Consider the following 13601-nt stretch of genomic DNA (forward strand, 5'->3'; position numbering starts at 1 on the left):
AGGGGGCTTATGCGGAATCGTCGTGGCGATCCTGGTCGCCCGACGATGGCGGGCGTGGCGCGTCGAGTGGCGGGAAGCACACCTCCACGCGCAAGCCGTGCGGCGCGATCAGGCTGCAGGTCAGGCGAGCCTGGTGTCGTTCGGCGATGCGCTGGACGATCGCCAGCCCCAGTCCGCTGCCTTCCTCGTTGTTCCCGGCGGCACGGAAGAAGCGTTCGCTCAGGCGCGGCAGCAGTTCGGCCGGCACGCCGGGGCCGTTGTCCTCGACGCTGAGGCAGCAGCTGCCATCGGCGTGTCCGCCCAGCTTGACCGTGACCACGCTGCCGCGGCCGGCATAACGCATCGCATTGTCGATCAGGTTGTCCAGCAGGTCGCCGAGGCTGGCCGCATCGCCGATGATCGGCCACGTTCCCGGGGCGCCTTCGTAACCGAGATCCACGCCCGCGCGGATCGCCTCGTGCACGCGCTGGGCCACGGTATCGGGAACCAGTCGGGCCAGGTCGAGCAGGCGGCTTTCTCCGGTATCCAGCGAGGGCGCCTGGGCCCGGGTCAGCGCCAACAGCTGTGCCGAGGTGCGCGCAGCGCGGCGGGTCAATTGCTGGATGTGTTGCAGGGCCTCGTTCACCGCTTCGGGGCGGGATTCCGCCAGCGCGTGTTCGACGTGCAGGCTGAGCCCGGTCAACGGCGTGCGCAACTGGTGTGCGGCATCGGCGATGAAGCGGTCATGCAACGCCAGCATGTTGCGCAGGCGTCCGAACAGGGCATCGATGGTTCGGGTCAGCGGCTGGATCTCGGCAGGCACGTCGGCGGCATCGATCGGGCTCAGTTCATGACTGCGCGCGGCCAGCCGCGCGGTCAGCGGCTCCAGCACGCGCAGGCCGCGACCCACGCCGAACCAGACCACCGAGAGCACGCAGACGATCAACAGCGTCTGCATCACCGTGGCCATCAGCAGGATGTCGCGCGCCTGCTCGTGCCGGTCGTGCAGGGTTTCGGCAAAGCTGACGACCAGGCTGTCGCCAGGCTCCCGGGTCGCCTCGATCTGCATGGCGGCCGCGCGCAGCGGACGCTTCGCCAGTCGGGTGTCGTAAAGGATCGGCCGCGCATCGATCGGCGGCATCTGCGTCGGCTGCGGCAGCGTTCCATTGCCGGCCAGCAGGCCGTGCAGGCGGCTGCGCACGCTGAAGTAGCTGCGGCCATCCGGATCGTACTCCAGCAGGAACCGCGCCTGCGGCGACAACTCGTCGCCCGGTTGCAGGTTGCCGACCATCATCGCCAGGCTCTGCGTGTCCTCGCGCAGATCCTGGTCATGGACGCGGTTGGAGTAGGTAAGGGCGACGCCGTAGCTCAACAGTGCATCCAGCACCAGCAGGACGCCCATCGGAACGAGCAGCAGCAACAGCAGGCGTCGCCGCAGGCTGGGGCGCGGGGAGCGCGTGGGAGGTGATGTCATGAGGAGGTGATCCGGGCCTCGTTCACTTCTTCCAGCAGGTAACCCAGCCCCCGGATGGTGCGCACGCTGGTGCCGCTGTCACGCAGTTTGCGGCGCAGGCGATGGATGGCGATGTCCAGGCCGTTGTCGGTCAGTTCCTGGTCCCAGTTGCACAACGCGGCCACCAGCTGCGCCCGGCTGGTCACCCGGTCGGCGCGCAACGCAAGCGCCTCCAGCAGACCGAATTCGCGGGCGGTCAGGTCCAGCGGAGTCTGTTCGATCCAGGCGCGATGGCCGGGCAGGTCCACGCGCAACCGGCCCAGCTGCAGTTCCGGCTTGCCCTGGCTGCTGGCGCGGCGCAGCAGTGCGCGCACCCGCGCTTCGAACTCGGCCAGTTCGAAGGGCTTCACCAGGTAATCGTCGGCGCCGAGGTCGAGCACGCGGATGCGCTCGGCCAGGCCATCGCGTGCGGTGACCACCAGCACCGGCATGCTGGTGCCGCGGTTGCGCAACCGCCTGAGCACCTCGCTGCCGTCCAGCGCGGGCAGGCCCAAGTCCAGCACCAGCAGGTCGTACTCGTAGTCGCGCAGGGCTGCGTCGGCCAGGTTGCCGCGCGCAGCGTGGTCTACCGCGTGGCCGCCATGATGCAGGGACGCACAGATGCCTTCCGCGATGGAGGAGTCGTCTTCGGCCAGGAGAATCCGCATGGGTGACTCCAGAGTGGGCGGCGGGCAGCGGCGTGTTGCGCCTCCCGTAGTTGCGATTGATTCTTGTTTACTAAATAATGTCGACCATCCGGAAGCCCGCAACACGGGCCTCCACGCCCTTCCAGACCTTGCCCGCTCGCCGCAGTTCCCGGCCGAGAGGCAAGCGCGAAACACGGATAACCATGGGTCAGCTACAGGCAAACGCCGAATCGATGCGTCCGCAGCGCCGCGCGTTCTGGATGCGGCAGCTGCACCAGTGGCACTGGATCAGTTCGGCGCTGTGCCTGGTCGGCCTGCTGCTGTTCGCGCTGACCGGGATCACGCTGAACCATGCGCGGCAGATCGAGGCCACGCCGCGGGTGACCCATCGCAACCTCGCGTTGCCCCCGGGGCTGCGTGTTGCGGTCGATGGCGATGACGCGCGCAAGGCCGCGCTGCCGACGGCGGTGGCTGCGTGGCTCGACGATCAGTTGCGGGCGCACGTGGCCGGCCGCGTGGCCGAGTGGTCGGCGGACGAGGTCTACCTGTCGCTGCCGCGCCCCGGTGGCGACGGCTGGCTCAGCGTCGACCGCGCCAGCGGCGCCGTCGAATACGAACTGACCCGGCGCGGCGCGATCGCCTACCTCAACGACCTGCACAAGGGACGCAACGCGGGCGCGGCGTGGAGCTGGTTTCTCGACGTGTTCGCGCTGGCCTGCCTGGTGTTCGCGATCACCGGCCTGTTCCTGCTGAAACTCCACGCCGCGCGGCGCACCTCCACCTGGCCGCTGGTGAGCCTGGGTCTGGTGCTGCCGGTGGTGCTGGCGCTGATCTTCATCCATTGAACGGAATTCCCGCGATGCGTCGTCTGCTGCTTTGCTGTTTCGCCCTGGCCCTGGCCACGCCGCTGGTCGCGGCCGAGCTGAACCTCACCGTGCAGATTCCCGAGCAGAAGGTGGCCGAATACCACCGGCCGTATACCGCGATCTGGATCGAGCGCGCCGACCGCAGCGTGGCTGCCCAGCTGGCCGTGTGGTACGCGCAGAAGGACGGGAAGGAGGGTGCCGGCAACAAGTGGTTGCCCGACCTGCGCCAGTGGTGGCGCCGCGGAGGTCGCGAGCTGGCGTTGCCGGTGGATGGCGTCTCCGGCGCCACCCGGCCTGCCGGGCAGCACCAGTTGAACTTCGTCGACGGACAGGCGCCGCTGGGCACGCTGGCTGCGGGTGATTACGTGCTGGTGGTGGAGGCCGCCCGCGAAGTCGGCGGGCGCGAAGTGGTGCGTGTGCCGTTCACCTGGCCGGGTGCCACCACGCAGCACCTGACCGCGCGGGGCAGCAGCGAACTCGGCGCGGTCAGCCTCGACATCAACCCGTGAATCCCGTTCCCGAATTGTCCGGAGTGAACATGCACAAGCGCACCCTGAAATGGATCGTCCTGGCCGCGGCGATCGCCGCGCCGCTGGCCGTGCAGGCGCACAAGATGTGGCTGTTGCCGTCGGCCACCAATGTCGCCGGCGCCGATCCGTGGGTCACCGTGGATGCGGCGATCTCGAACGACCTGTTCCATCCCGACCACCACGCGGCGTCGCTGGAGCAGCTGGTGATCACCGCGCCGGACGGCCAGACGGCCAAACCGGCGAATGAGGCCGTCGGCAAATATCGCAGCGTGTTCGACCTGCAACTGAACCAGCAGGGCACGTACAAGCTGGCACTGGTCAGCAGCGGCCTGTCTGCCAGCTACGAGCTGGATGGCCAGAAAAGGCGCTGGCGGGGCAAGGCCGACGAACTGCGCTCGGCCATCCCAGGGGCGGCGAAGAACGTGCAGGTGACGGCCTCCAGCAACCGGGTGGAAACCTTCATCAGCAACGGCAAGCCGAACGACACCGCACTGAAACCCACCGGGCAGGGCCTGGAGCTGGTGCCGGTTACCCGCGTCACCGACCTGGTCGCCGGCGAGCCGGCCACGTTCCAGTTGCTGCTGGACGGCAGGCCGGCCGGCGACCTCAAGGTCAGCGCGATCGCCGGTGCCACCCGCTACCGCAACGCACAGGACGCGATCACCGCGCAGACCGGCAGCGACGGCAAGTTCCGGCTGACCTGGCCGCATGCGGGGATGTACTGGATCAACGCCACGACGCAGGACGACAACAGCGGCAGCAAGTTCGCCAGCAAGCGCCGCCTGTCGTATACGGCGACGCTCGAAGTGCTGCCCGAGTAGACATGATGTCGTTGCCGCGTCTGGCCGTCTGTCTGATTCTGCTGGCTGTTTCCGCTCCGTTGGCGGCGACGCAGCTGCAGCGTATGGACGGGCAGACCATGGGCACCACCTGGTCGGTGCAACTGGTGCTGCCGTCCGCCCAATCGACGGAACAGGTGCGGCGGGGTATCCAGGCCGAACTGGATCGCGTGGACGGCCAGATGAGCACGTACCGGCCGCAGTCGGAGCTGTCGCGCTTCAACCGCGCGCCGCCCGGCAGCTGGCAGGCCTTGCCGCCGGAGTTCTTCGAGGTCCTGCAGCATGCGTTGCAGCTGGCCAAGGACAGCGATGGCGCGTACGACCCGACCGTGGGGCCGCTGGTGAACCTGTGGGGTTTCGGCCCCGACCAGCGGCCGCGGCAACCGCCGACGGTTGCGGCGATCGAGCAGGCGAAGGCGCGAGTCGGCTGGTGGAAGCTGAGGCTCGACCCGGTCGGTCATCGGGCATGGCAGCCGGGCGGGGTCTGCGTGGATCTTTCTGCGGTGGCCAAGGGTTACGGCGTGGACCAGGTTGGCCGCTACCTGCAGCGGATCGGTGCGACGACGTGGCTGGTCGAGGTCGGTGGCGAACTGAAGGCACGCGGCCGCAAGCCGGATGGCATGCCATGGCGGGTCGGCATCGAGCGGCCCGATGCGGCGGCCGGCGCGGTGAGCGCCGCCGACGAACTGGTACGCACGATCGAACTGGACGACCGCGCGGTCGCCACCTCGGGCGACTATCGCCACGTGTTCGAGGACAACGGACGGTTCTATTCGCACCACATCGATCCGCGCAGCGGCTGGCCGGTGCCGCACGAGGTGGCGTCGGTCAGTGTGCTGGCGAACGAATGCATGCAGGCCGATCCGCTGGGCACCATGCTCAGCGTGCTCGGCGCCGAGCACGGCATGGCCTACGCCCGCGAACATGGCCTGGCCGTGCTGATGATCGTGCGCACCGCGCAGGGTTTCGAGCAGCGCATGTCGCCGGCGTTCGCGGCGGAGTTGCGCCGATGAAACCGGGCGACGCGATCACCGCACGGCGCACGCTGCTCGGCAACGCGATCCTGCTGGGCGGCTTCGGCCTGCTTGCCGCGCTGCTGCTGTTGCTGCATGTGGATGGCCTGCACTGGCGCGATCCGGGTGGCGAGCGCTGGCTCGATGCCGCGCTGGTGCTGCTGGCATGGCTGGGCCTGCTCGGCTGGCTGCGTCATCGGCCGGCGGTGGCACCGCGCAAGCCCGCGAAGATGCTGGACATGGCGGCTGGCCAGGCCACCACCGCGGCCGAGCGCGCCGCCGTCATCCCGCAGCTGGTGGCGGACACCACGGTGCGGGTGATCTACGCCAGCCAGACCGGCTTCGCCGAACAACTGGCGCGGCAGACCCTGCAAAGCCTGCAGGCAGCCGGCATGGCGGCGCGACTGGACGGCATCGACGGCGTCACCGTCGAGGATCTGCATCGCGCCAGCCGCGTGCTGTTCGTGGCCAGCACCACCGGCGACGGCGAACCGCCCGACATGGCGCTGGCTTTCAGCCGCCAGGTCATGTCGCAAGCGCAGACGCTGGCTGGCCTGCGCTACGGCCTGCTGGCGCTGGGTGACAGTGACTACGAGGAGTTCTGCGGCTTCGGTCGGCAGCTGCAGCGCTGGTTGCAGGCCAGCGGCGCACAGGCCTTGTTCGATCCGGTCGAAGTGGACAGCGAGGACGAGGGCAGCCTGCGCCACTGGCAGCATCACTTGGCGACGCTGTCCGGCGTCAACGATCTGCCCGACTGGCAGGCGCCGAAGTACCAGCGCTGGCGACTGGTCGAGCGCCGCCTGCTGAATCCCGGCAGCGTGGGCGATCCCTGTTTCCACCTGGCATTGCAGCCGCTGCAGGGCAGTGCCAGCTGGCAGGCCGGTGACCTGGTCGAGATCGGCCCCTGCCATCCGGCCGAACGGGTGGCGGCATGGTTGTCGGCACGGTCGCTGGATGGCCGCGTGCCGGTGTCGTACCGCAGGCAGCGGCAGCCGTTGGCCGGACTGCTGGCGCGTTGCCGCCTGCCCGAAGCGGATGAGGTCGACGGGCTGGATGAAGAGGCGGTGGCAGCATTGCTGCAGTGGCTGCCGCATCGCGAGTATTCGATCGCCTCGCTGCCGGACGATGGCGCGATCTACCTGCTGGTGCGCCAGATGCGCGGCCGCGGCGGTTACCTCGGGCTCGGTTCGGGCTGGCTGACCGGGCATGCACCGATCGGTGCCGAGATCGCCTTGCGCGTGCGCGGCAACAGCAACTTCCATGTGCCGCGGGATGGGCGGCCGATGATCCTGATCGGCAACGGCACCGGCCTGGCGGCACTGCGCGCCTTGCTGAAGGCGCGCATCGGTGCCGGGCACCGGCGCAACTGGCTGCTGTTCGGCGAACGGCAGCGGGCGCACGATTTTCTCCATCGCGACGACATCGAACGCTGGCTCGCGCAGGGCTGGATCGAGCGCGCGGATTTCGCCTGGTCGCGCGACCAGGCCGAGCGCATCCACGTGCAGCAGCGACTGCGCGAGGCGGCCGATGACTTGCTGGCATGGGTCGACGCGGGTGCGGCGATCTACGTCTGCGGCAGCCTCGACGGTCTCGCGCCCGGTGTCGACGCGGTACTGAACGAGGTGCTGGGCGTGGCGCGGGTCGACCAGTTGCGCCAGCACGGACGTTATCGGCGCGACGTCTACTGAAGCCTCCGCTGCCCGCGGCAGGAACTTTCGCTTGCCGCGCATGACCTATGGCCTATGCCCCGTTTCCCTGACGGGCGCAATCTGTGGGGATTGTCCAGGGGAGTGGCAAACATGCGGCGAATTGCACGCAAGTGGGGGTATTTGTGTGCCGTGACCTTGTCGGTCGCGGCATGTCCGGTCATGGCGCAGACGCCTGCGTCTGCCAGCACGATGGCCAGCGCGCCGGCCGGTCAGGTGATGGCTCCGGCCAGTGCCGGCGCAGTTGCCGCCGACATTCCGTTCGTCTCGGCGGATGCGGCGAACTTCCAGGTGCCCAGCGCGCCCGACGCGTGGGGTGGCCCGCGCGGCGATCATCCGGCCACGCTGTCCGACCAGGTGGTGGGCTACACCATCCAGGCCACGCTGGACCCGGCCAGGCACACGGTCGACGCGAAGCAGACGATGACCTGGCGCAACCGCAGCAACCAGCCGGTCAGCAAGATCTACTTGCACCTCTACCTCAACGCGTTCGAAGGCCCGGGCAGCACGTTCTTCACCGAGCGGCGCCTGTTCTCCGGCAGCGGCCACTCGCGCGGCAACGCCGACCTGAAGAAGGGCGAGTGGGGCTATATCGAGTTGAACAAGGTGCAGCAGGGCGGTCAGAACGTGAGCTGGCGTTTCGTGCAGCCCGACGGCGGCCCGAAGACCGACAGGACGGTGGTCGAGCTCGACCTGCCGCAGGCGGTGCCGGCCCAGGGCACGCTGAGCCTGGACATCGACTTCCACGACCAGCTGCCGCGCGTGGTCGAGCGCACCGGCTGGTTCGGTGACTTCCATCTGGTCGGCCAGTGGTTCCCGAAGATCGCGGTGCTGGAATTGCCCGGCGAGCGCGGTGCCACGGCGCCGCGCTGGAACGCGCACGAGTTCCATTTCCACAGCGAGTTCTATGCCGACTACGGCAACTACGACGTCCAGCTGACCGTGCCGAAGGGCTACACCGTGGGCGCGGTGGGTGAGCAGCAGGGCACGCCGGTCGAGAGCGGCGGCAAGGTCACCCACCACTTCGTGCAGACCGATGTGGAGGACTTCGCCTGGGTCGCTGCGCCTGGCTACAAGGTGCAGCGCACCAGCTGGACCGGGCCGGGCAGCCCCAAGGTCGACGTGCAGGTGATCTATCCGCCCGAGTACGAGGCGAGCGCGCAACCGGTGCTGAAGGCCACCACCGATTCGCTGACCTATTTCTCCGACACGCTGGGCCCGTATCCGTACAGGACGATCACCGCCGTGGTGCCGCCGTACAACGCGGGCGAGGCGGGCGGCATGGAATACCCGACCTTCTTCACCGCCGAGGGTTACGACAAGGTCACGCCCGACACGCTGACCCAGTACGCGATCGACTTCGTCACCATCCACGAGTTCGGCCATGGCTATTTCATGGGCCTGCTCGGCTCGAACGAATTCGAGGAGCCGATGCTCGACGAGGGCATGAACCAGTACTGGGACGATCGCATGCTGGTCGATCGCAAGCAGGACATCTGGGTCACCACGCCGCTGCTGAGCAAGCTGGGTTTTGCACCGCAGCTGACCCCGTTCGAAGCCGAGCGGCTGTCCGGTGTCGTCGGCATCGGCGTGCCGGCCGATTCGCTCGACTCCAACTCGTGGGACCGCATGTCCAGCAACAGCTACGGGTCGGTGTACGCGCGTACCGCGGCGACCATGCGCACGCTGGAAAACCTGCTCGGTCACGAGGTGATGGGCAAGGCAATGAAGCTGTACTACGAGCGCTGGAAGTTCCGCCACCCCGACGCCGCCGACCTGCGCGATGCGCTGGCCGAGGGTTCGGGCCAGCCCGAGCTGGTGCATGCGATCTTCGCCTCGCAGGTCTACGGCACCGACAAGGTCGACGCCAGCGTGGTCTCGATCGACAACGAGGAGCAGGTGCCGCGCACCGGTACCGTGATCCGCGACGGCAAGCGCGTCACCCTCTCCGCGAAGGACGTCGACAAGCAGATCGACGACGCCCGCGCGGCCTGGGACAAGGCCCACAAGGACGCCAGGCATGGCGGGCCGTATCCGTGGCTGTCGACGATCACGGTGCGCCGCACCGGTGCGGCGGTGCCGCGCACGGTGCTGGTGAAGTTCGCCGACGACAGCAGCGAGACGGTGAAGTGGGACGACGCCAGTCGCTGGAAGCGGATCAGCTTCACCAGGCCGGCCAAGGCGGTGTCGGCCACGGTGGACCCCGACCGGAAGATCGTGCTGGATGCCAATTCGCTCAATGACAGTCGGACGATCAAGGCCGATGGCGCAGCCTCGCGCCGCTGGAGTGCGGATGTCGCCTCCTTCTTTCAGACTTTCTACGCCTTGATGGGGACGCTGTGATGAAGACCGGACGCATTTCACGCCGCGTGGATTCGGCTGCGCTGATGCGCGCGCCGTTCGCCGCCATGCAGTGGCGCTTGCTGCTGCTGTGGGTATTGCTGCTGCTGTTGCCGACGGCGGTGGTCAGCCTGCCGATCTGGCGCGCGCTCAGCAGCGTGCTGGATCATTCGATCCATGCGCAGGAGTGGGCGGCGCGCTTCAACGGCAGCATGTTCAGTGATGTCATGACGGCACTCAACATGTCCAACTGGTTCGGCGGCATCGCCTTGCTGGGCATGGTGCTGACAGCCCTGCTGTCGCCATTCCTCACCGGCATGGTGGTGGGTACCGGCCGCGCGGGTCGCACGCTGGGCTTCAGTCATCTGCTCCAGTGCGGCATCGTCGAATACGGTCGCATGTTCCGCCTGATGCTGTGGTCGATCCTGCCCTACGTGGTGATGGGCGCCGTGGTCGGCGTGGCGATGCACATGGCCGACGACGTTGGCGACAAGGCCGTCCTGCAGTCGCAGGCTGATCGGGCCTCGCACCTGGCGCTGTTCGTCGCCGGCGTGCTGTTCGTGCTGGCCCAGTCGATTGTCGAGTCCAGCCGCGCCGCGTTCATCGCGGACGCCGGGCTGCGTTCGGCCACCCGCGCCCTGGGTCGCGGCTTCATGCAGTTGCTGCGTCGTCCGCTCAGCACCTTGCTCAGCTATCTGCTGATCAGCGTGATCGGCTACGTGATCGCCATGGCGATCGGGATCGGGCGGGTGAACACGCCCGCAGTGGGCGTGGCCGGACTGGTCATCGCCGTGCTTCTGGCCCAGTTGGTAGTGCTGGTGATCGGCTGGATGCGGGTGGCACGCCTGTTCGCGCTGGCCGAGGTGGCCCGCTCGCTGGTCTCGTCGCGCTCAGCCAGCGGGTTGCCGCCGGCGCTTTGACGAGGGGGCGGAGGGCGCTCACGCCCTCCGCCATCCGATGGCGCGGGTTTTCCGGCGCGCCCGCGAAGAGAAATCGTGGAGCTCAGCCGTAGGCGCGGTGCGGCTCGCGATGCGGCGGGTAGTAGGCAAACACGTGGCTGTGGCTGCCGTAGAAGTCCATGTCTTCGATGTGCTCGCCGCCCAGTCGCTCGGCGACCCGGTCCGAAGCTTCGTTGCCGATGCGCACCAGGCTGATCACCCGCTGCGCGTGCAACTGGTTCCAGGCGAATTCCAGCACCGCCGTGCCCGCCTCGGTGGCGTAGCCGTGGTGGCGGTGTTCGGGCTTGAGCATCCAGCCCATTTCCAGGTCGGGCCAACCGTCGGGATACATCAGGCCGGCGCGGCCGATGAACTCGCCGGTGGCTTTCAGTTCCAGCGCCCACATGCCGCAGCCGCGAAGTTGCCAGTGGCCCAGCAGCATGGCCAGCGAGCGCCAGGCATTGGTGCGGTCCAGTGGCTGGCCGTCGCCGATCCAGCGCGTGCTGGCAGGGTCGGCCAGCATCGAGGCGTAGTCGTCGAAATGACGTTCGGTCAGCGCAGTCAGGCGCAAGCGCGCCGTTTCAATGGTTGGAATATCAAACATCACGATCAGCGGTGGGCGGCAACCAGCAGTTCGGCCAGTGCATGAGTGCTGCTGGCGAGACTTTCTTGCCAGGACAATCCGGTGATTGTCTCACCTGTGACCGAATCGACAAAATCCTCGGCCTGGCCCGGCGGCAGCAGGTGCCGGTAATCCACCGTGATCTCGGTCCCCGGCGGGAGCTCGGCCAGGGCAAACACGAAGCCCAGGTGCCACAGCCCGTTGGGTGCGAAGCTGTGGTTGATGTAGCACTCGTCGGGCCAGTCCGGCGACAGCGTGTAGCGATCCTCGAACCAGCGGGCGCTGGCGTGGAACTGCGCACGCAGCTCCGCCGAGGCCATGATGTCGGCGTAGCGGAAGGTCTGCGTGATGGCGTCCGGTGCGGTGATGATGCTGCCCGCGGCCACCGTTTCGTCGAGGAACAGCCCCTTGCCGGCGCCGTGGATGGCCGAGGCGGCGATGTGATAGCGCGGCAGGATCATGACCGGGGTGGCGATGGGCTGGGCGCGCGAGTGTAACGCAAGCGGCGCGGCCCGCCATGGACCGCGCCGCCGCCGCCGATCTGCCCCGGCCGCTTATTTCTCGCTCGCTGCCTTCCTGCCCTTGTGGGCGGGTTTGGCGGGCGCGTCGGCCTGGGCGACCGCCTCGGGCGTGTCTCCCGCCTCCAGCTGGATCGCGCTGCGATTGCGCTCGATCGTGGCCTTGCCGATGCCCTTGACGTGCTTGAGGTCGTCGGCCTTCTTGAACGGGCCGTGCGCCTCGCGCCAGGCCACGATGGCCTCGGCCTTGGCCTGGCCGATGCCGTCCAGCGACTTGGCGATGGTGGCCGCATCCGCCTGGTTGATGTTGACCGGGGTGGCCGCCAGCAGCAGGCCGGGCAGGGCGAGCGTCAGCGCGAGTGCAACAGCGACGAGTTTGTTGAACATGGGCTTTCTCCTTGGGCGGTGGTCACGGCATCCGTGTGCCGTCGGCGAACTATCCCGCCGCCGCCCGGCCCGCACAGTCGGAAGCGCGGCAGGCCGCGCGTGCGTGGTCGTCGTGCGCCCGTGTGGGGCGCGGCCCGTCGGTTGTCGGTGCGACGGAAGCGCGCTGGTACAATGGCGCACTTGTCTGCCTGCTGGAGTGATACCGATGGATACTGCCCGCCTCTCGCGTTTTGTCAGTGGCCTCTGGGACGACGAGATCGTGCCGCAGCTGGTGGAGTACATCCGCATCCCCAACAAGTCGCCGATGTTCGACAAGGACTGGGTGGCGCACGGCTACATGGATGCGGCGGTGAAGCTGATGGGAACCTGGGCGCGCTCCAAGCTGGGCCAGCTGCCGGGTGCCACGCTGGAAGTGGTGCGGCTGGAAGGGCGCACGCCGCTGATCTACATCGAAGTGCCGGGCCAGGGCGACGACACCGTGATGCTTTACGGTCACCTCGACAAGCAGCCGGAGATGACCGGCTGGGCCGAGGGTCTCGGGCCGTGGACGCCGGTACTCAAGGGCGACAAGCTGTACGGCCGCGGTGGCGCTGACGACGGCTACGCGATCTTTGGCTCGCTGGCCGCCTTGCTGGCGCTGCACGAGCAGGGCATCCCGCACGCGCGCTGCGTGGTGATGATCGAGGCCTGCGAGGAATCGGGCAGCTACGACCTGCCGTTCTACGTCGACCACCTGGCCGAGCGCATCGGCAGCCCGTCGCTGGTGGTCTGCCTGGACTCGGGCTGTGGCAACTACGATCAGTTGTGGCTGACCACTTCGCTGCGTGGCATGACCGGCGGCAACCTCAGCGTGCAGGTGCTGGAAGAGGGCGTGCACTCGGGTGACGCGTCCGGCGTGGTGCCGTCCAGTTTCCGCATCCTGCGCGACTTGCTGTCGCGGCTGGAAGATCCGGAAACCGGCACGATCAAGGCGAAGGAGCTGTACGTCGACATCCCGCAGCAGCGCATCGACCAGGCCAAGCTCTCGGCCGAGGTGCTGGGCGACGACATCTACGACAAGTTTCCCTGGGTCGACGGCATGCAGCCGGTCACCAAGGACCTGGCCGAGCTGGTGCTCAACCGCACCTGGCGTCCGCAGCTGGCGGTGACCGGCATCGGTGGCATCCCGCCGCTGGAAAGCGCCGGCAACGTGCTGCGTCCGTTCACCTCGGTGAAACTGAGCCTGCGCGTGCCGCCCACGCTGAGCGGCGCCAAGGCCGGCGAATTCGTCAAGCAGTTGCTGGAGAAGGACCCGCCGTACGGCGCCAAGGTCAGCTTCACTCTGGAAAAGGACGGTTCGGGCTGGAATGCGCCAGCGCTGTCGCCGTGGCTGGAGCGGGCGGTCAGCGACGCCTCGCAGAACCACTTCGGTGCGCCGGCCGCTTACATGGGCGAGGGCGGCAGCATCCCGTTCATGGGCATGCTGGGCGAAAAATTCCCCCAGGCACAGTTCCTGATCACCGGCGTGCTCGGCCCGCATTCCAACGCGCATGGTCCCAACGAGTTCCTGCATATTCCCACCGGCAAGAAGGTCAGCATGGTGGTGGCCGAGGTGGTGGCGAAGCACTTCGCGCAAGGCTGAGAGCGAGGAGTGAGAGGAGAGGGGTGAGGAGTGGGAGAAGGCCGCGTCACGCTTCGCTCCTCCCTCACTCCTTGCTCCTCATTTCTCACTCCTTTCCCGTGGA

The 13601-nt window shown here is 68.0% G+C and carries 13 protein-coding genes; 8 read left to right on the plus strand and 5 right to left on the minus strand.

The features are described 5' to 3' along the window. Positions 1-7: 7 nt before the first annotated feature. Together ABNK63_RS05495 and ABNK63_RS05500 are read right to left on the minus strand one after the other, a co-directional pair. The gene (locus ABNK63_RS05495; RefSeq protein ID WP_007804595.1) at positions 8-1453 is read right to left on the minus strand and encodes a sensor histidine kinase; all 1446 of its coding nucleotides are present in this window, start codon (positions 1451-1453) and stop codon (positions 8-10) included. Beyond that, a complete protein-coding gene (locus tag ABNK63_RS05500; protein ID WP_350016895.1) occupies positions 1450-2139 on the minus strand; it encodes a response regulator in 690 nt (229 codons plus the stop codon). The genes ABNK63_RS05495 and ABNK63_RS05500 overlap by 4 nt, the downstream gene beginning before the upstream one ends. A gap of 182 nt (positions 2140-2321) precedes the next feature. Here ABNK63_RS05500 and ABNK63_RS05505 point away from each other — a divergent pair, with 182 nt between their 5' ends. From ABNK63_RS05505 to ABNK63_RS05535, 7 genes are all read left to right on the plus strand, one after another. Next, positions 2322-2963, plus strand: coding sequence for a PepSY-associated TM helix domain-containing protein (locus ABNK63_RS05505; RefSeq protein WP_350016896.1), 642 nt, complete (start codon positions 2322-2324; stop codon positions 2961-2963). Between the two features lie 14 nt (positions 2964-2977). Continuing rightward, positions 2978-3493 carry a DUF2271 domain-containing protein gene (locus ABNK63_RS05510; RefSeq protein WP_350016897.1) on the plus strand — a complete coding sequence of 172 codons (516 nt, stop codon included), beginning with the start codon at positions 2978-2980 and terminating at the stop codon, positions 3491-3493. A gap of 29 nt (positions 3494-3522) precedes the next feature. Continuing rightward, positions 3523-4335 (plus strand): DUF4198 domain-containing protein, encoded by an 813-nt coding sequence (locus tag ABNK63_RS05515; protein WP_350016898.1) that lies wholly within the window; start codon positions 3523-3525, stop codon positions 4333-4335. A gap of 2 nt (positions 4336-4337) precedes the next feature. Continuing rightward, positions 4338-5366 (plus strand): FAD:protein FMN transferase, encoded by a 1029-nt coding sequence (locus ABNK63_RS05520; RefSeq protein WP_350016899.1) that lies wholly within the window; start codon positions 4338-4340, stop codon positions 5364-5366. Beyond that, entirely contained in the window at positions 5363-7054 is a 1692-nt protein-coding gene (locus ABNK63_RS05525) for a sulfite reductase flavoprotein subunit alpha (protein WP_350016900.1), read from the plus strand. Before ABNK63_RS05520 ends, ABNK63_RS05525 begins: the two co-directional genes overlap by 4 nt. A 180-nt stretch (positions 7055-7234) precedes the next feature. Next, the gene (locus ABNK63_RS05530; RefSeq protein ID WP_350016901.1) at positions 7235-9415 is read left to right on the plus strand and encodes a M1 family metallopeptidase; all 2181 of its coding nucleotides are present in this window, start codon (positions 7235-7237) and stop codon (positions 9413-9415) included. Continuing rightward, entirely contained in the window at positions 9415-10332 is a 918-nt protein-coding gene (locus ABNK63_RS05535) for a hypothetical protein (RefSeq protein ID WP_350016902.1), read from the plus strand. The genes ABNK63_RS05530 and ABNK63_RS05535 overlap by 1 nt, the downstream gene beginning before the upstream one ends. A gap of 82 nt (positions 10333-10414) precedes the next feature. Here ABNK63_RS05535 and ABNK63_RS05540 read toward each other — a convergent pair whose 3' ends face one another. From ABNK63_RS05540 to ABNK63_RS05550, 3 genes are all read right to left on the minus strand, one after another. Next, the gene (locus ABNK63_RS05540) at positions 10415-10954 is read right to left on the minus strand and encodes a GNAT family N-acetyltransferase (protein WP_056764307.1); all 540 of its coding nucleotides are present in this window, start codon (positions 10952-10954) and stop codon (positions 10415-10417) included. 5 nt (positions 10955-10959) lie between these two features. Beyond that, positions 10960-11433 carry an SET domain-containing protein gene (locus ABNK63_RS05545; RefSeq protein WP_007804613.1) on the minus strand — a complete coding sequence of 158 codons (474 nt, stop codon included), beginning with the start codon at positions 11431-11433 and terminating at the stop codon, positions 10960-10962. A 93-nt stretch (positions 11434-11526) separates the two neighbouring features. Then, on the minus strand, positions 11527-11877 hold the full coding sequence (locus ABNK63_RS05550; RefSeq protein ID WP_007804614.1) for a helix-hairpin-helix domain-containing protein: 351 nt from the start codon (positions 11875-11877) through the stop codon (positions 11527-11529). Between the two features lie 205 nt (positions 11878-12082). On the opposite strand from ABNK63_RS05550, the gene ABNK63_RS05555 reads away from it, so the two are divergent. Further along, positions 12083-13498, plus strand: coding sequence for a M20 family metallopeptidase (locus tag ABNK63_RS05555; RefSeq protein ID WP_350016903.1), 1416 nt, complete (start codon positions 12083-12085; stop codon positions 13496-13498). Positions 13499-13601 lie beyond the last annotated feature (103 nt).

It is taken from the genome of Rhodanobacter sp. IGA1.0, from assembly GCF_040208325.1.
Taxonomy (GTDB): domain Bacteria; phylum Pseudomonadota; class Gammaproteobacteria; order Xanthomonadales; family Rhodanobacteraceae; genus Rhodanobacter; species Rhodanobacter spathiphylli.